Origin of the sequence: Rothia sp. LK2588 (genome assembly GCF_040946465.1) — a bacterium.
Lineage (GTDB): Bacteria > Actinomycetota > Actinomycetes > Actinomycetales > Micrococcaceae > Rothia.
Map to the genome: position 1 here is coordinate 1 of NZ_JAYWLS010000002.1, position 16760 is coordinate 16760.

19 protein-coding genes are annotated in these 16760 nt (G+C 59.6%); 3 read left to right on the top strand and 16 right to left on the bottom strand.

Annotation, left to right across the window (positions count from 1 at the left end; genetic code table 11):
• Positions 1–92: 92 nt before the first annotated feature.
• The 3 genes from VVR12_RS04295 to glmS form a co-directional block, all read right to left on the bottom strand.
• Positions 93–1040 carry an NAD(P)H-hydrate dehydratase gene (locus tag VVR12_RS04295; RefSeq protein WP_368549948.1) on the bottom strand — a complete coding sequence of 316 codons (948 nt, stop codon included), beginning with the start codon at positions 1038–1040 and terminating at the stop codon, positions 93–95.
• Positions 1041–1044: 4 nt separating this feature from the next.
• A complete protein-coding gene (locus VVR12_RS04300; RefSeq protein ID WP_368549949.1) occupies positions 1045–1485 on the bottom strand; it encodes a holo-ACP synthase in 441 nt (146 codons plus the stop codon).
• Positions 1486–1622: 137 nt separating this feature from the next.
• Positions 1623–3506 carry a glutamine--fructose-6-phosphate transaminase (isomerizing) gene (gene glmS / locus VVR12_RS04305; RefSeq protein WP_368549950.1) on the bottom strand — a complete coding sequence of 628 codons (1884 nt, stop codon included), beginning with the start codon at positions 3504–3506 and terminating at the stop codon, positions 1623–1625.
• 164 nt (positions 3507–3670) lie between these two features.
• On the opposite strand from glmS, the gene coaA reads away from it, so the two are divergent.
• From coaA to mscL, 3 genes are all read left to right on the top strand, one after another.
• Positions 3671–4627: a type I pantothenate kinase gene (gene coaA / locus VVR12_RS04310; protein ID WP_368549951.1), complete on the top strand. Its 957-nt coding sequence runs from the start codon at positions 3671–3673 to the stop codon at positions 4625–4627.
• Positions 4628–4726: 99 nt separating this feature from the next.
• Entirely contained in the window at positions 4727–5458 is a 732-nt protein-coding gene (locus VVR12_RS04315) for a M15 family metallopeptidase (protein WP_368549952.1), read from the top strand.
• Positions 5459–5600: 142 nt separating this feature from the next.
• Complete coding sequence (gene mscL, locus VVR12_RS04320; protein WP_368549953.1) at positions 5601–5981, top strand: large conductance mechanosensitive channel protein MscL; 381 nt, start codon at positions 5601–5603, stop codon at positions 5979–5981.
• Positions 5982–6056: 75 nt separating this feature from the next.
• Here the strand turns inward: mscL and glmM are convergent, their stop codons facing one another.
• The 13 genes from glmM to map all read right to left on the bottom strand — a co-directional run bounded on the left by glmM (position 6057) and on the right by map (position 16751).
• A complete protein-coding gene (gene glmM / locus VVR12_RS04325) occupies positions 6057–7415 on the bottom strand; it encodes a phosphoglucosamine mutase (RefSeq protein ID WP_368549954.1) in 1359 nt (452 codons plus the stop codon).
• Between the two features lie 25 nt (positions 7416–7440).
• Complete coding sequence (gene ppk2 / locus VVR12_RS04330; protein ID WP_368549955.1) at positions 7441–8478, bottom strand: polyphosphate kinase 2; 1038 nt, start codon at positions 8476–8478, stop codon at positions 7441–7443.
• Between the two features lie 153 nt (positions 8479–8631).
• Positions 8632–9132, bottom strand: a complete 501-nt coding sequence (gene rpsI, locus VVR12_RS04335) for a 30S ribosomal protein S9 (protein WP_368549956.1) — start codon at positions 9130–9132, stop codon at positions 8632–8634.
• A gap of 32 nt (positions 9133–9164) precedes the next feature.
• Positions 9165–9608 carry a 50S ribosomal protein L13 gene (gene rplM, locus VVR12_RS04340; protein WP_368549957.1) on the bottom strand — a complete coding sequence of 148 codons (444 nt, stop codon included), beginning with the start codon at positions 9606–9608 and terminating at the stop codon, positions 9165–9167.
• Between the two features lie 290 nt (positions 9609–9898).
• Positions 9899–10837 (bottom strand): tRNA pseudouridine(38-40) synthase TruA, encoded by a 939-nt coding sequence (gene truA / locus VVR12_RS04345; protein WP_368549958.1) that lies wholly within the window; start codon positions 10835–10837, stop codon positions 9899–9901.
• 95 nt (positions 10838–10932) lie between these two features.
• On the bottom strand, positions 10933–11643 hold the full coding sequence (gene rplQ / locus VVR12_RS04350; protein ID WP_368549959.1) for a 50S ribosomal protein L17: 711 nt from the start codon (positions 11641–11643) through the stop codon (positions 10933–10935).
• 106 nt (positions 11644–11749) lie between these two features.
• Positions 11750–12745, bottom strand: a complete 996-nt coding sequence (locus VVR12_RS04355) for a DNA-directed RNA polymerase subunit alpha (RefSeq protein ID WP_368549960.1) — start codon at positions 12743–12745, stop codon at positions 11750–11752.
• A 146-nt stretch (positions 12746–12891) separates the two neighbouring features.
• Complete coding sequence (rpsK, locus tag VVR12_RS04360) at positions 12892–13296, bottom strand: 30S ribosomal protein S11 (RefSeq protein WP_368549961.1); 405 nt, start codon at positions 13294–13296, stop codon at positions 12892–12894.
• A 72-nt stretch (positions 13297–13368) separates the two neighbouring features.
• Entirely contained in the window at positions 13369–13737 is a 369-nt protein-coding gene (gene rpsM / locus VVR12_RS04365) for a 30S ribosomal protein S13 (RefSeq protein ID WP_368549962.1), read from the bottom strand.
• 171 nt (positions 13738–13908) lie between these two features.
• On the bottom strand, positions 13909–14022 hold the full coding sequence (gene rpmJ / locus VVR12_RS04370) for a 50S ribosomal protein L36 (protein WP_368549963.1): 114 nt from the start codon (positions 14020–14022) through the stop codon (positions 13909–13911).
• Between the two features lie 134 nt (positions 14023–14156).
• Positions 14157–14378, bottom strand: coding sequence for a translation initiation factor IF-1 (infA, locus tag VVR12_RS04375; protein ID WP_005505018.1), 222 nt, complete (start codon positions 14376–14378; stop codon positions 14157–14159).
• Between the two features lie 307 nt (positions 14379–14685).
• The gene (gene rlmN, locus VVR12_RS04380) at positions 14686–15873 is read right to left on the bottom strand and encodes a 23S rRNA (adenine(2503)-C(2))-methyltransferase RlmN (protein ID WP_368549964.1); all 1188 of its coding nucleotides are present in this window, start codon (positions 15871–15873) and stop codon (positions 14686–14688) included.
• A 41-nt stretch (positions 15874–15914) separates the two neighbouring features.
• Complete coding sequence (map, locus tag VVR12_RS04385) at positions 15915–16751, bottom strand: type I methionyl aminopeptidase (RefSeq protein ID WP_368549965.1); 837 nt, start codon at positions 16749–16751, stop codon at positions 15915–15917.
• Positions 16752–16760: the final 9 nt, after the last annotated feature.

A 16760-nucleotide genomic window follows, 5' to 3' on the forward strand; every position in this document is an offset into this window, starting at 1 on the left:
CCCCCCCCCCCCCCCCCCCCCCCCCCCCCCCCCCCCCCCCCCCCCGCGCCCCCCCCCCCCCCCCCCCCCCCCCCCGGTGCGTTCCATGAGGTTTATTCGTTGTTGAGCAACTTGGCGATCGTGGGTGCGATGTGTCGGGCCACGGCGGTGCCGGGAACCGGGCCGGTGGGGCAGCCCCCGTGCACGGCGAGCGCCGCACGCTGATGAAGCTCGGCGGCCGCCGCGGCGATCTCCGCGACATCGCGGGGAGACAGCCGTTCTTCTTCCGCCTCTGCGCGGGCCGCCCTCTGAGCCAGGAGCGATCCCATGATCCCCGTGAGGGTGTCGCCGCTGCCCGCCGTGGCCAGCCAACCGGTGCGTCCGGCAACGGACAGAAGCTCACCTTCGGCGGAGGCCACCACGGTAGTGCCACCCTTGAGAAGGACGGTCGCCCCAGTCAGTTCGGCAGCCACACCTGCCCACGCGGTCGGGTTCTCTTCGATGAGTTGACGGGTTGGGGAATCTTGCGCGCCCTCTTCCACGCCCCAACGCTCAGCGCTCGAGGCGAATCTATCTGGCAACAAGGCGTGCAACCACTGCAGCACGGTCTGCAGTTCCCCCGCGTGGGGTGTGAGGATTTTGTGGGCGCCCAACGGGCCATTGAGACCTACCGAGCGGGCGGCGATGTCGAGGGCGGCAGCGTCGAGCACGGCCGGTTCCCGCGCCGCTACCACGTGCGCCAGATGGGCCTCTCGATTTTCGCCGACGGCACCCGAACCCGCCGCCCACGCCTGCACGTGGAGGTGTTCCAACGGTTCGTCGCTACAGACTGCTTCGGGTGCGTGTAGACGCACATAGAAGCTCAGCTCCTCCGGCCCCACCGATCGCACCATCCCACAGCCGGTTTCGATGGCGGCTCGCGTGGCGAGCATGGCCGCCCCCGGGTAGGTTGTGCTTCCGCAAACCACACCGAGTACTCCCCGGGTGTACTTGTGGTCGGCGGCTTGCGGTGGGCAGAGCGCGACCCGTAAACGTGTTTCGGTGAATTCGGTAGGTTCCATAAATCTATTCTGCGTGCTGTTCATCGCTCTCGTCTTGCACCAGGCCTCGTGGTTGGGGATCCAGTTTGTATAGCAGGCTGAATTCCGCGGGGCTGAGGTGTTCGGCGATGACGGTCGCCATGGCGACCGGGTCGTCGTGGGTGATGCTCACGTGCCACCGGTTAATGCCCAGGGCTGCGGCGCGGGCGGCAACCGTTCCGGTGCAGGTGATCTCCGGGGCGCCGTGAATGCCGTTGGTCACCCAGCAGTGTTGCCAGACCATACCATCGGGTGCGCCCAGGGCCTTGGCCACGGCTTCTTTGACCGCGAAGCGCGCAGCCAGCGAGCGCAGTGGCCGAGTCTGTTCGTGGGCGACGAAAACCCGTTGGACGAACCCGGGGTTGCGAGCGATGATGTCACGGAATCGGTCGATGTTGACCACGTCTACACCGGTGCCAATGATCATGGGCCTCCCCCACTGTACTGAGAATGCGGCATCGTATAACTGATATTAAACGACCGATGCCGCCCCCATCAGCTTACCCACCCCACGGTGGGTAGCCGATGAAGACGGCATCACACGGTCTTTGACCGAAGAGCGGATTACTCCACGGTCACCGACTTTGCCAGGTTACGCGGCTGGTCGACGTCCAGGCCCTTGGCGCCTGCCAACGAGCAGGCGAAGATCTGCAGGGGCACGGTGGCCAGCAGGGGCTGCAAGAGGGTCGGACACTGCGGGGTGGTGATCAGGTGATCAGCGTAGGGCTTGACGGCTTCGTCGCCCTCTTCGGCGATCACCAGGGTCACTGCGCCGCGGGCACGGATTTCCTGAATGTTCGAGACGACCTTGGAGTGCAGGGAGTCGCGACCGCGCGGGGAGGGCACGATGACGAACACAGGCTGGCCCTCTTCGATCAGTGCGATCGGGCCGTGCTTGAGCTCGCCGGCTGCGAAGCCCTCTGCGTGTAGGTAAGCGATTTCCTTGAGCTTCAGTGCGCCCTCGAGAGCCACGGGGTATCCCACGTGACGGCCGAGGAAGAGCACCGAGGGGGCGTCCTTCATCGAGGCACCGAGATCCTTGATCTGCTGCTCGTTGTCCAGCAGTTCCTGGATCTTCTCAGGCATCGCCTGCAGTTCGGAGAGAACCTGCTGGATCTCGTCCTTGTACATGTTGCCGCGCAGCTGAGCCAGGTACAGGCCCAACAGGTAAGCGGCTGCAATCTGCGAGAGGAAGGCCTTGGTCGATGCCACGGCGATCTCGGGGCCGGCGTGGGTGTACAGCGCGGCGTCGGATTCACGCGGCAGAGTCGAACCGGTGGTGTTACAGATCGAGACAACCTTCGCGCCCTGTTCCTGTGCGTGGCGGACGGCCATGAGGGTGTCCATGGTCTCGCCGGACTGCGAGAGGGAAACGACGAGGGTCTTCTCGTTGACGATCGGGTCGCGGTACCGGAACTCGTGAGCCAGCTCCACCTCGGTGGGGATACGGCACCAGTGCTCGATAGCGTAGCGAGCTACGTGGCCCGCGTAGGCGGCGGTGCCGCACGCTACCACGATGATCTTGTCGATCGACCGCAGGGTTGAGTCGTCGATCTTGAGCTCGTCGAGGGTGAGGTTGCCATTCTCGTCGAAACGACCCATCAGGGTGTCGCGTACGGCGGCGGGCTGCTCATGGATTTCCTTCTCCATGAAGGAGGGGTAACCACCCTTTTCGGCTGCGGCGGCGTCCCACTCGATGGTGTAGGGCTTGCCCTCTGCGGGGTTGCCGTCGAAGTCGATGATGGAGTAATCGGTGGCAGTGATGGTCACGATCTGGTCCTGGCCCATCTCCACGGCCGACTTGGTGTAGTCGATAAAGCCGGAGACGTCGGAGCCGAGGAAGTTCTCGTTATTGCCCAGACCGATCACCAGCGGGGAGTTACGGCGAGTTGCCACCACGCGGTCCTTGGCATCTTCGTGGATCGCGAGGATGGTGAAGGCGCCTTCCATACGGTTGGAAGCTACGCGCACGGCCTCGGTGAGATCCTTGGTGTCCAGCTTGTTGTAGATGCTAGCAATGAGGTTTGCGGCGACTTCGGTATCGGTCTCGGAGATGAACTCCACGCCTTCTTCAAGCAGTTCACTACGAATCTCGGCGAAGTTCTCGATGATGCCGTTGTGCACAACAGCCAGGCGGCCGTTATCAACCACGTGGGGGTGTGCGTTGGCGTCGGTGGGTCCGCCGTGGGTAGCCCAGCGGGTATGGCCGATACCGATGTTCGAGGTCGGCAACGGGTTGGCCTCAACTTCGTTAGCCAGGTTAATCAGCTTGCCGGCCTTCTTGCGGTACTCCACACCGGAGTCGCCGATCACGGCCACGCCGGCCGAATCATAACCGCGGTATTCCTGACGGCGCAGGCCTTCGAGCAGTACGTCGTAGGCGCTGTGATTAAACGAATTACCGTCTGAGTCGTGGCCCAGACCTATATATCCAACAATTCCACACATAGCTGTAATGATACCCGAGAGCGTCAAAACCACCCTCACCACACGGGAATGTCGCAAGCCTGTAGACAGATGTAATGAAGACCTCCACAGGTAGCCGGACAACCGGCCCGATGGCACTGTGGCGGAGTTAGCCCCGCCCGTCTCATCTGCCTAAAATAGTTCAAATGAGCCCCGAACACCTGCTCGCAAAGCATTCGCCTTTTATTGAACTCGACCGCACCACGTGGTCGCGGTTGGCGTCCACCATCGAAGTCCCGCTGACCGCGCAGGAGATCGACGATCTCCGCGGTATCGGCGACAAGCTGGACGTGGACGAAGTGCAGCAGGTGTATCTGCCTCTTTCCCGGTTGTTGAACCTCTACGTCAATGCCACCAGCTCGCTCAATCACATGACCAACGACTTTCTCGAGGTTTCTGAGCGACGCGTCCCGTTTATCATCGGCGTGGCGGGCTCGGTCGCGGCCGGTAAATCCACCACCGCGCGTATTCTCGAGGCGCTTCTGCGGCGCTGGCCCTCTACCCCAAACGTGCAACTGGTGACCACCGACGGATTCCTGTACCCCAATGCCGAGTTGCAACGGCGCGGGATTATGGATCGTAAGGGCTTTCCCGAATCGTATAATCGGCGAGCGCTGCTGCGGTTCGTCTCCGATATCAAGTCGGGCTCGCCGTTGGTCACCGCCCCGCGGTATTCACACCTGACGTACGACATCCTCCCCGACGAGCGGGTCGAGGTGACCTCTCCCGATGTGTTGATCGTCGAGGGGTTGAATGTGCTGGCTCCCGCGCGAGTCGGTAAAGATGATCGCGCGGCCCTTTCGCTCAGCGATTTCTTCGACTTCTCTATTTATGTGGACGCCCGCACCACTGATATCGAGCGCTGGTACGTCGAACGTTTTCTCTCCTTGCGGGATTCGGCCTTTCAGAACCCGCAGTCTTATTTCACGCGCTATGCAGAACTCTCCGATGAAGACGCGGTGAAATTGGCCCGTTCGATTTGGAAGAACATCAACGAACCCAATCTTTTGGAAAACGTGCGCCCCACTCGCGGTCGCGCCAAGCTCATCCTGTCGAAAGACACCGACCATAAGATTTCGCGGGTTTTGCTCCGCAAGAGTTAGGGGAATTTCATCGTACGCCGTCGTGAAGAATCCACCGGATCGTCTCGTCACCTCTCTGAGTTTTCACGTCGCACGGTACTCACCGCAGGGGTGAGCGTGGTGACCGGTGGGCTGGCCCTAGCCGCCTGTTCTCACCAGGGCGGTGGCGCACCTGACACCAGCCCAGCCCCTACTGATGTCCTTTCCGGCGGGCCCCGGACATCCGCGTCGAGCGATGCCTCGCTGAAGGCCTCGGCGGCCCCCGCCGATTCGCCCGGTGATCACGTCTCACCCGATTCCCTGCAGGTACTCGTAAACAAGCGCAACCCGCTCTCGCCCCGCGATTACGCGCCCTCAGATCTTCAAGCTTTCGGTTCAGTTCAGCTACGCAGTGCGGCGGCGCAGGCCGCCCAGCAGATGTTCGATGCCGCACGACAAGCCGGCCTGTCCTTAATCGCGTTGAGCGGTTATCGCTCCTACGCCGAACAGGTAGGGACGTACCAGCACTGGGTGAATACCTATGGAAAAGAACAGGCCGATGTGGCCTCGGCTCGCCCCGGTTACTCAGAGCATCAAACCGGTTTTGCGCTGGACGTAGGCACCGGGGCCGGGTGCGACCTCCAGGTGTGTTTTCGTGAGACGGACGCCGCGCAGTGGCTGGCCGAGCATTGCACGCGATTTGGATTTGTCTTGCGGTACCCCTGGCAGCAACACGAGACCACCGGGTACTGGTTTGAATCATGGCATTTCCGCTTCATCGGGACAGATCAAGCGGACGCTTATCGAAAAGCGAAGGCGCGTTCTCTCGAAGACTTTTGGGGTTACCCAACCGCCGCTACCTATGCCGATTAAACAACCGGTTCTTTAATATTTAAAGAACATTTATCCTGATGAGGCCCGATTTAGACAGGTGTGAGGAATTCCACTTACTTTACCGGTAAATTGTTTCACGCGATGCTACCGACCGAAGTCGTACGCCGCTATTCTTAGGTACATGATTCAAGGATTCAAAGAATTTATCACTCGTGGCAACGTTATCGACCTCGCCGTAGGTCTGATCGTCGGCAGTGCCTTCACCGCAGTCGTGAACGCCCTCGTCGAGAACATCCTCATGCCGGCCATCGCAGCCGTCTTCGGCGCACCGAACTTCGACAACTGGCTCGCCTTCGGCGACATCAAGATCGGTATGTTCATTACCGCCGTCGTCAACTTCCTGCTGGTTGCAGCTGCACTATACTTCTGCATCGTGCTCCCCATCAACAAGATGAACGAGCGTCGTGCACGCCGCCTGGGTACCGAGGAGATCGAGGAGGAAGATCCTCAGGTCGTCCTGCTGAAGGAAATCCGCGACGCCCTGCAGGCCCGCAACCGCTAATTTTTTATCCCCCGTCACCCCAAAAGGCCCCGGCTTCATCACGAAGCCGGGGCCTTTCTCAGTTGAGGAACACTGCTAAAGAGCCAATTCCTCAGAAACCACGCGAGCCAGGCGCTGAGCCACCTCATCGGCGGTAGACTGCTCGGCGGCCTCCACCATCACACGTACGAGGGGTTCGGTACCGGAGGCACGCAGTAGAACGCGGCCGGACTCCCCCAGTTGCTCTTCGGCCTCAGAAATAGCCTGTTGCAACGGTGCGCAGTCCTTGATTCCGTAGCGGTCTACGCCGGGAACGTTGATGAGTTTTTGCGGAGTCGGTTGCATACGCGATGCCAGTTCCGACAACGGCAAACCGGTATGAGCCACCTCAGAGGCCAAATGCAAGCCGGTGAGCACACCGTCACCGGTGGTCGCGTAGTCGCTCATGATCACATGGCCCGACTGTTCGCCACCGAGGTTGAAACCGTTGGCGTTCATCGACTCCAACACGTAGCGATCACCCACACCGGTGCGCTCGAGCCTAATGCCCTGCTCTTTGAGGTACAGCTCCAGTCCGAGCGAACTCATGACCGTGGCCACGAGCGTGTTGTCCTTGAGATGACCGGCTTCCTTCATCGCCACGGCGAGGATCGACATGATCTTGTCACCGTCGACCAGGTTGCCCTGTTCATCAACCGCCATGCAACGGTCAGCGTCGCCGTCGTGGGCGATACCGAGGTCAGCACCGTGCTTGACCACGGCTTCCTGCAACTTCTCAGGGTGAGTCGACCCCACACCATCGTTGATGTTCGTACCGTTGGGCTCAGCCGCAAGTACCACGACCTCCGCGCCGAGGGTGCGGAAGGCGTCCGGAGAGACGCCCGAAGCGGCACCATTGGCGCAGTCCAGAACGACCTTCAGGCCATTGAGGCGGCGGTGCTCCGGCATCGTCGAGAGCAGGTGCGAAACGTAGCGGTCCTCGCCATCGGCAAGCACCTGGATGCGTCCGACGTCGCCGCCTACAGGCTGACGGAACTTCTTAGCGCGATAGAGCTTCTCGATCTCGTCCTCAATGGCGTCATCGAGTTTTTTACCGCCACGCGCGAGGAACTTAATGCCGTTATCTTTGGCGGGGTTATGCGAAGCGGAGATCATCACGCCGAAGTCTGCGTCCGTAGCTGCGACCAGGTAGGCCGCCGCGGGAGTCGGCACGAGACCGGCATCCCACACGTCCACACCCGAGGCCGCGAAACCAGCCATCATCGCCGAGCCGATGAACTCACCGCTAATACGGGAGTCATGGGCGATAATCGCCTTCGGACGAACACCATTTTCAACCGTATTGAACCCTAGAACAATGGACGCGGCCTGGGCGAGCTCCAGCGCAAGGCTGGGGGTGATGAGCTCATTGGCTAGGCCACGCACACCGTCGGTTCCGAATAATCTTTGTGACATCACAAGTCATTCTACGCCCACTTGACTATTGGTTCTCGCCTTTGAGCACGGGGAAACCTTCTGGATTCTCGGGGACGTCCTCTTCGAAGACATCCGAACCGGAACCTACGATCTTAGGATCGACGGTGCCCACGACGTCGTGGTCTTTGTTCGTGTATTCAAACTGGGAAAGCACGTAACGCATGGCCTCCAGGCGGGCGCGCTTCTTGTCGTTGGATTTCACTACGGTCCACGGCGCATCCCCCGTATCGGTGTAGAAGAACATAGCTTCCTTCGCCTCAGTGTAGTCATCCCACTTATCTAGCGAAGCCAAGTCGGTGGGCGAGAGTTTCCACTGACGCACCGGGTCGGTGCGGCGAGCGTTGAAACGAGCCAGCTGCTCCGCGCGGGTCACCGAGAACCAGAACTTGATGAGTTTGATTCCCGAGTTGACCAGCATGCGCTCCAGCTCGGGGGCCTCACGCATAAACTCGTAATACTGCTGCGAGGTGCAATAGCCCATCACCCGCTCCACGCCCGCGCGGTTGTACCACGAGCGGTCCATCATCACTATTTCGCCGCCGGCAGGCAGGTGCTGAATGTAGCGCTGGAAATACCACTGGGTCTGTTCAATCTCCGTGGGTTTTTCCAGTGCTACCACACGGGAACCGCGCGGGTTCAGATGTTCCATAAACCGCTTGATAGACCCGCCCTTGCCCGCGGCGTCGCGGCCCTCGAAAATAATGAGGATCTTCTGGCCCGTCTCTTTGATCCACAGCTGCAGTTTCAGCAGTTCGATCTGAAGAGCTCGCTTTTCCCGTTCGTACTCCTTGCGGGACATCTTCTTGTCGTAGGGGTAGCCCTTCTTCCAGGCTTCCGAGGTGCTGTGAGTGTGGTTGAGTTTCTTGGTGAGCGACGAGATTTCATCCAGCTCCGCCGCATAATCCTCGACCACAGAGACCCGTCGAGCCTCTTTCTTCAGGGCCGTACGGACAGCGTCGCTGTGCTGTTGCGTCTGGTCGACGTCCTTCCCCTTTTCGCCCTTATTAGCGGCAGCCCCTGCTTTACCCTGAGAGGTGGCCATTATTCCCCCAAATATGTGATCGACAATACGTACGATTCATTCTATAAAAGAGCGGGAAGACGCGGAACTGTTACAGCCTGAGGCACCTTATTAACAGCGAAAAGCCCCTCCGCAGAGGGGCTTTTCGTAAACCGCAAGGGCTTGAAGTAGGCTTTAGCGCTTCGAGAACTGCGAAGCCTTGCGTGCCTTCTTCAGACCAGCCTTCTTGCGCTCGGTGACGCGTGCGTCGCGAGTCAAGAAGCCTGCCTTCTTCAGGGTCGGGCGGTTGTTCTCAACGTCGATTTCATTCAGCGCGCGAGAGATGCCCAGACGCAGTGCGCCAGCCTGACCCGAGGGGCCACCGCCGACGATACGTGCGATCACGTCGTAAGCGCCTTCGAGTTCAAGAATCTTGAAGGGCTCGTTGACTTCCTGCTGGTGCAGCTTGTTGGGGAAGTAGTTGTCCAGCGCACGGCCGTTCACGGACCACTGACCGGTACCGGGAACCACGCGAACGCGGGCAATAGCCTCCTTGCGGCGTCCAACAGCCTGACCGGAAACGGTCAGTGCAGGACGAGCCGCGCGGGTCTCTTCAGCCGCAGAGGCCGAGGATTCCGAGGTGTAGCTGGTCAGCTCTTCTTCTACTACGTTGTTCTGCTCTTCGTTCTGAGCCACGATTTCTCCTAAAGTTCTTTCGTTGGCCCGAATTACTGGGCGACCTGGGTGAATTCGAAGGTCTTCGGCTGCTGAGCAGCGTGCGGGTGCTCGGGACCTGCGTAAACCTTGAGGTTCTTCAGCTGCTGTGCGGCCAGCTTGTTCTTGGGCAACATGCCCTTAACAGCCTTCTCCACCGCGCGAACCGGGTTGGTTTCCAGAAGTTCTGCGTAGTTCACAGACTTCAGACCACCCGGGTAGCCCGAGTGACGGTATGCACGCTTCTGCTGAAGCTTTGCACCGGTCAGGGCTACCTTCTCAGCGTTGATGATGATGACGGAGTCACCGGTATCAACGTGTGCCGCGAAGGTGGGCTTGTGCTTACCGCGCAGCAGTGTTGCGGTCTGGCTGGCAAGACGGCCCAGGACGACGTCAGTAGCGTCAATGACGTGCCACTGGCGCTCTACTTCGCCGGGCTTGGGAGTGTAAGTGCGCAAAATTTCGCCTTTGTCTCGTATGTACATGCGGCGCTTAGTTGGGTATCACGCCTATTTCAACGTGCGATTAGCAGGGTTTGGGTGAGGGCCAAACACATCTGCCCGTTCGCATCCCCTGCGCGTCTCACATGTGTATATGCTCTGCAACTGAGCTACATGAAGGCGCGTGTGAACCAGGGTGGAACACGCACAACGAATGAAACTATACAGGGTCGTCATCCTTTAATCCAGATGAATGCAGTCTTAATCACGCCTATAAACGGGTTATCGGCACCACATGGCTCACCCGGTCACGAAGCATCGCTCTCCAGGGATCGCATAGCACGCGCCTGCCGCGCTTGCACGTCGAATAATTCGGGGTCAGGGTAGCTAATGTGCGCCAGCGCTAACCCTCGGGGCGGGGCGAGGCGAACTTGCGAATCCCGCACAGGTTGGGCGATGCGTCCGTGCAGCCACTCGCGATCTTTGGTGCCCTCCCCCACCATCACCAGGGAGGCAATCAACGTGCGGACCATATGGTGGCAAAAAGCGTCGGCGCGAATGTTCGCCTCCACCAAACCGTCCGTCCGCCGCGTAAAGGAGATCTCACGCAGGTCCCGGATGGTCGTGGCACCCTCCCGCGGCTTGCAGAAGGAGAGAAAATCATGCAAGCCTGTGAGCTCTTCGGCGCAGGCGTTCATCAATTCGATATCCAGGGGCCGGTCGACCTGCCAGGCGAGGTGCCTGAGCAACGGATTCGAACCGGTGGTCAGAAAGTTATCTTCGATGAGGTAGCGGTAACTGCGCTCCAAGGCAGAAAATCGGGCGTCGAAAGTCGCGGGGACCTCCTGCGCGCTCTGCACGGTAATTGCCTTCTGTAGATACCCCCCGAGACGCTTGGGGAGTTTCAGGTCTCGCTCCGCCTGGGCCAGACTCCTGCTGAGAGCGCCGCGAAATTTTCGGGGAAAAGCCACGGCTGGTTCGTCATCGCTGTGCCCCGGGACGGACTCCCAGCGCTGGCGGGGCACGTCCACGTGGATCACCTGGTGTAGTGCGTGGACGCCGGCGTCGGTTCGCCCTGCGACGGTGGCAAAGACTGGTTGGCGGAAAATCATGTGCAGAGCATCCTCCACCACCGACTGAACCGTAATCAGCCCCGGTTGTTTAGCCCAACCCGCGAATGCGGTTCCGTCGTAGGCGAGATCGATGCGCACCCGCAACAGCTCGTTCTCATGTACATGCTCTGACACAGCCTTGGCCCTCCGTAGCTGGCGAATGTTCTTAAAGTATTCTGCCGCCCACAGTAGTACTGTGAGCGGCAGAATTTAGCTAAAGAGTTTCGAGATTACTCGGAAACCTTCTGTGCTGCTTCGCCACCGGCGGGAGCGTAGCCTGCGGCCTTCGCGCTCTCAGCGGAGTCGAACCAGATCTCAGCCTTGGTCGAGGAGTACCAGCGCGAACCCGGCACGTGGTACTTCATCGAACCGGCGTTACCCTTGACCTCGAAGCCCTCGGGAGCCTCACCGGACTCGGTGGGTGCGTGTGCACCAGCAGGCAGTTCCGAAGCCGGAGTGTCAACAGAGGGAGCCTCAGCAGCTTCTGCTACGGGTGCCTCTGTTGCTGCGGGAGCTGCAGTCTCTGCCGGAGCGTTCTGCTGTGCAACCGAGGTTGCTTCAGCAACGGTAGCGGCGGAACCGACGGGCTCCATGACCAGTTCGATGACAGCCATGGGAGCGTTGTCGCCCTTGCGGTTGCCGATCTTGGTGATACGGGTGTATCCGCCGGGACGCTCAGCCATAGCCGGAGCAATCACGGTGAACAGTTCGTGCACCACAGACTTGTCGGTCAAGGAACGCAGTACGCGTCGACGAGCAGCCAGGTCGCCCTTCTTAGCGAAGGTGATCAGACGCTCAGCGACGGGACGCATGCGCTTAGCCTTGGTAACGGTGGTGGTGATGCGCTTGTGCTGGAACAGCTGCTGAGACAGGTTGTTCAGCATCAGGCGCTCGTGGGTCGGGCTACCGCCGAGGCGGGGACCCTTAGTGGGAGTAGGCATAGTTATTTCTCCATGGAATTACAGTTCCTGGCTCTCCACCCGGAGAGTGCTGGAACCTAAGCTTGTGACGTAAAGGGATGAACCGCTAAAGATTCAGTGGAGGCGATTAGATCTCGCCGTAACCGTCTTCGTCGTCCTGCAGGCGATTACCCAGCTCGAAACCGGGAGGCGAATCCTTCAGAGCAAGGCCGAGCTCGGTGAGCTTTGCCTTGACCTCGTCGATGGACTTCGCACCGAAGTTGCGGATGTCCATCAGATCAGCCTCGCTACGAGCAACGAGTTCGCCCACGGTGTGGATGCCCTCACGCTTGAGGCAGTTGTACGAACGTACCGACATCTCCAGATCTTCGATCGGCAGAGCCAGATCAGCGGCCATCGACTCGTCGGCGGGTGAGGGACCAACCTCGATGCCCTCTGCCGCGGTGTTCAGTTCGCGGGCCAGACCGAAGAGTTCAACCAAAGTGCTACCAGCCGATGCGACGGCGTCGCGCGGGGCAATAGCTTCCTTGGTTTCGACGTCCAAGGTGAGCGAGTCGAAGTCAGTGCGCTGCTCGACACGGGTTGCGCTCACGCGGAAGCTCACCTTCAAAACCGGCGAGTAGATGGAGTCAACCGGAATACGGCCGATCTCACCGTCGCCTGCCTTGTTCTGAGCCGCCGAGACGTAACCGCGGCCGCGCTCGATGATGAGCTCAGCGTCGAAGTTCGCACGCGAGTTCAGGGTCGCGATGTGCAGATCCTGGTTGTGGATCTCAACACCGGCCGGCACCTCGATGTCGCCTGCAGTGAGTTCGCCTTCGCCCTGCTTACGCAGATAGGCAACTACGGGCTCGTCGTTTTCAGAAGAAATGGAGAGCTTCTTGATGTTCAAGATGATCTCGGTAACGTCTTCTGCCACGCCCTCAATGGTGCTGAATTCATGCAACACTCCATCGATGCGGATGCTGGTTACAGCCGCACCGGGGATAGATGAGAGCAGGGTACGACGAAGCGAGTTACCCAGGGTGTATCCGAATCCCGGTTCAAGGGGTTCGATGGTGAAGCGCGAGCGGTTATCCGCTACGACCTCTTCACTCAAAGTGGGGCGCTGTGCAATGAGCACGGTGTTTCCTTTCAGTGAGCATCCGCTATATGAGCTCACAGGTTGGGGAAAACAAGGGATAAGGAACTAGACGAAGCTGTCTGTCCAATGATCACCTAGCCGCAGGGCTGGGTAACCGCCCGGAGTACACCGGGAGACGGCATCACTTAGACGCGGCGACGCTTCGGAGGACGGCAACCGTTGTGAGCAACGGGGGTGACGTCCTGGATCGAACCGACCTCAAGGCCGGTAGCCTGAAGCGAGCGGATAGCGGTTTCGCGACCCGAACCCGGGCCCTTAACGAAAACGTCTACCTTGCGTACACCGTGTTCCTGAGCGCGCTTCGCAGCGGTCTCAGCGGCCATCTGCGCAGCGTAAGGGGTGGACTTACGGGAGCCCTTGAAACCCATTTCGCCGGCCGAGGACCAGGAGATTACAGCACCGGTCGGATCGGTGATCGAAACGATGGTGTTGTTGAAGGTGGACTTGATGTGTGCCTGACCGGCAACAATATTTTTGCTTACCTTGCGGCGGCTGGTCTTGCGTGCCGCTGCGCGAGTCTTGGGAGGCATTATTGATTCTCCTACAAAGGTTGATGAGAAGCGTTGGTTCGGCAAGAAATGCTGAACTGAAGCAACGCGTTATTACTTCTTCTTACCAGCGACGGTACGCTTGGGACCCTTACGGGTACGTGCGTTGGTCTTGGTGCGCTGACCGTGAACGGGCAGACCGCGGCGGTGACGCAGACCCTGGTAGCTACCGATTTCCACTTTGCGGCGGATGTCGGCTGCAACCTCGCGGCGGAGGTCACCTTCAACCTTGTAGTTACCTTCGATGAAGTCACGAAGAGCAACGAGCTGGGTGTCGTCGAGATCCTTCACGCGGATGTCGGGGCTAACACCGGTAGCCTCGAGAGCTTCGTGTGCACGGGTCTTGCCCACGCCGTAAATGTAAGTAAGAGCTACTTCCACGCGCTTTTCGCGAGGAAGATCCACTCCAGCGAGACGTGCCATAGTGGCTGTTCTCCTTTATGTCGCAGAGGTCTGTGGCATCACTGCCCGAGTTATGTTGCTCGGTCCCCGGCCTCTGTATCCGGAGGTATCCCTCCCGTCTGAAACGGTTAGGAGCGGTGCCTATATATCAATTACCGTGAAGTCACGGTTCAGCAAGCGTGTGCGGGGTTATTAGCCCTGACGCTGCTTGTGGCGCGGGTTTTCGCAGATCACCATGACTCGGCCCTTACGGCGAATCACTTTGCACTTATCGCAGATCGGCTTAACGCTCGGCTTGACCTTCATCGCATTCCTTTGCGTTGATTGCAATTATTTGCATTGACAATGGGCGAGATAAGAGGTTTCCCACGCAGGGTGAGAGCACGTTATCCCCTTTACACGGCGTAAACGCCGCAACAGGTGCGACGTTTGCGTTGTGTTTACTTGTAGCGGTAGACGATACGACCGCGGGAAAGGTCGTACGGAGACAACTCCACTACAACTCGGTCCTCAGGCAGGATTCGGATGTAGTGCTGACGCATCTTGCCCGAGATATGTGCAAGAACCTTGTGACCGTTGTCGAGCTCAACACGGAACATCGCGTTGGGCAAAGCTTCTACCACAGATCCTTCGATCTCAATGACGCCGTCTTTCTTGGCCATATCCTCCGCTAACGTCGGTGCGCGATGCTGAATGCACCTCGCAATGAACTAAAAATGATTGCCATCAGATCACGCTGGATCATGTACGCAGTGCCAGGAACAGGGCACGGCAAAGACAACCAACAATAAAGTGTACGCGATGGCACATCAAAAGTTAACAGGTTATGTGTCACATTCTCTGCAACTTAGAGCGATTCGTCCTGTGCGGCCAGCTGACCACAGCCACCGTCGATGTCAGATCCGCGAGATGAAGCACGATGTGCCGAGCGAGCGAGGAAACACAAATCGTGCGCAATGCGATACTCGCCTACTCACCGTCCTGGGCGGCCAGCTGACCACAGGCACCGTCGATGTCAGAACCGCGAGTATCGCGCACGGTCGTCGGAATCCCATGCGCGCGCAACCGCTCCACAAAGTTTTGTTCCACGCCCTTGCGAGAAGCTGTCCATTTCGAACCGGGGGTCGGGTTGAGCGGGATGGGGTTGACGTGCACCCAGCCCCGTCCTCGCTGAGCGAGCTTTTTACCTAAGAGGTCAGCGCGCCAACCCTGATCGTTCATATCGCGGATGAGGGCGTACTCGATGGAGACCCGGCGTCCAGTCGCGCGGTAGTAGGAGTATGCCGCGTCGAGCGTTTCGTCAACCTTCCAGTGCGTATTAATCGGGATGAGCTCGTCGCGTAGTTCGTCGTCCGGGGCGTGCAACGACAGCGCGAGGGTGATGGGCAGACCCTCCATCTCGAACTTGCGGATACCGGGCACCAGGCCCACGGTAGACATCGTCAATCCTCGAGCCGAGATACCTAGACCCTCAGGTGCCGGGTCGATCAACCGATGCACCGCGCCCATGGTTCGCTTGTAGTTGGCCAGGGCCTCCCCCATTCCCATAAAGACGATGTTCGAAACGCGCAAGGGACGAGTGTCTTCAGGGCCCCCTTCAGCTTGCTCCAGGTTCTTCATGCGCTTGAGCTGACGAGCGCCGGCCACTACCTGTTCGACGATCTCCGCCGTCGACAGGTTACGGGTTAGACCGGCCTGACCGGTGGCGCAGAACGGGCAGTTCATTCCGCACCCGGCCTGGGACGAGATGCACATCGTCACGCGGTTTTCATACCGCATGATGACCGATTCGATAAGTGCGCCGTCCCACAGACGATGAACAATCTTGAGGGTATCTCCGCCATCTGCTTCCAAAGTTCGCACCGGTGTCAATAGTTGCGGCATCGCACGCGAAACCATCTCCTCCCGTTCAGCAGCGGGGAGATCGGTCATCTCTTTGGGGTCGGTGACGAGGCGCTCGAAATAGTGCTTGGAGAGCTGAGACGCGCGGAAAGGTTTATACCCCAACTCGGCGAGGAACTCTCTCCGGCCGGCCATATCGAAGTCAGCGATATGCTTCGGAGGCTGTTCCCGGCGGGGAGCTTTCAGTGCGATTTTGCCCGGTTCAGGGCGGATCGCGGAGATCTCAACCGGAACCTTGGTGTTTGTCTCGGTCATGGGTTTTCCTTTCGTCGAAAGGTGGGCGGAGCGTCGATAGTCTAGGCGGGAATGGGCTTGACGGTCACGCCGAGCTTCGCGAGTTCGGAGGCGCCGCCGTCCTCGGCGGTAAGCACCCAAATCCCCTCCGAATGCACGGCAACGGAATGCTCCCACTGGCAGGCGTCCGAGCCGTCATTGGTTTTAATCGTCCAGTCGTCCGCGAGAACATGGGTTTCGATGGAGCCGGTCACCAACATGGGTTCGATCGCCAACGCCATTCCCTTTTTGACGCGCGGACCGAGATCTCGCGCGGCGTAATTCAGGACGTCCGGGGCCATATGCATGGAGGTGCCGATGCCGTGGCCCACAAAGTCTTCAATGATCCCGTACTTGTCCCCGGTTTCAGAGCGGACGAAATCTTCGATGGCTACACCAATCTCCCCCACCTTTCGTGCGGTGGCCAGGGCGGCGATACCGTGCCACAGTGCAGCCCGGGTGATCTCAGACAGCTCACGACGAGCCTCCGAGACCTCTCCCACCAGAGCGGTTCGCGCCGAGTCGCCATGCCACTGCTTATTCGTCGCGGGGTCGGTGACGATGGCACCGCCGTCGATGGAAATCATGTCACCGGCGTTCACGACCTGCTCACCGGGTATTCCGTGAACCACCACGTCGTTGACCGAGGTGCAGACCGTTGCGGGGTAATCGTAATACCCCAAGAAGTTGGAGCGCGCGTTGTTCTCGGCTAAGACACCACGGAATGCTTGATCAATCTGAGCGGTGGTCGTACCGGGCATGGCAGCTTCCACAGCCGCATCTAACGCTCGGGAGGTGATAACCCCCGCACGAGCCATCCACGCAAGCTGGGCGTCGGTCTTATATTCGATGCGTCTCAAGAGTGTCCT

Coding starts and splice junctions, on each gene's coding strand:
- rpmJ (WP_368549963.1), bottom strand. CDS start 14,022: ATGAAGGTCAAGCCGAGCGTTAAGCCGATCTGCGATAAGTGCAAAGTG.
- infA (WP_005505018.1), bottom strand. CDS start 14,378: ATGGCCAAGAAAGACGGCGTCATTGAGATCGAAGGATCTGTGGTAGAA.
- rpsK (WP_368549961.1), bottom strand. CDS start 13,296: ATGCCTCCCAAGACTCGCGCAGCGGCACGCAAGACCAGCCGCCGCAAG.
- rplQ (WP_368549959.1), bottom strand. CDS start 11,643: ATGCCTACTCCCACTAAGGGTCCCCGCCTCGGCGGTAGCCCGACCCAC.
- ppk2 (WP_368549955.1), bottom strand. CDS start 8,478: ATGGCCACCTCTCAGGGTAAAGCAGGGGCTGCCGCTAATAAGGGCGAA.
- VVR12_RS04300 (WP_368549949.1), bottom strand. CDS start 1,485: ATGATCATTGGCACCGGTGTAGACGTGGTCAACATCGACCGATTCCGT.
- coaA (WP_368549951.1), top strand. CDS start 3,671: ATGAGCCCCGAACACCTGCTCGCAAAGCATTCGCCTTTTATTGAACTC.
- glmS (WP_368549950.1), bottom strand. CDS start 3,506: ATGTGTGGAATTGTTGGATATATAGGTCTGGGCCACGACTCAGACGGT.
- VVR12_RS04295 (WP_368549948.1), bottom strand. CDS start 1,040: ATGGAACCTACCGAATTCACCGAAACACGTTTACGGGTCGCGCTCTGC.
- mscL (WP_368549953.1), top strand. CDS start 5,601: ATGATTCAAGGATTCAAAGAATTTATCACTCGTGGCAACGTTATCGAC.
- rpsM (WP_368549962.1), bottom strand. CDS start 13,737: ATGGCACGTCTCGCTGGAGTGGATCTTCCTCGCGAAAAGCGCGTGGAA.
- glmM (WP_368549954.1), bottom strand. CDS start 7,415: ATGTCACAAAGATTATTCGGAACCGACGGTGTGCGTGGCCTAGCCAAT.
- rlmN (WP_368549964.1), bottom strand. CDS start 15,873: ATGACCGAGACAAACACCAAGGTTCCGGTTGAGATCTCCGCGATCCGC.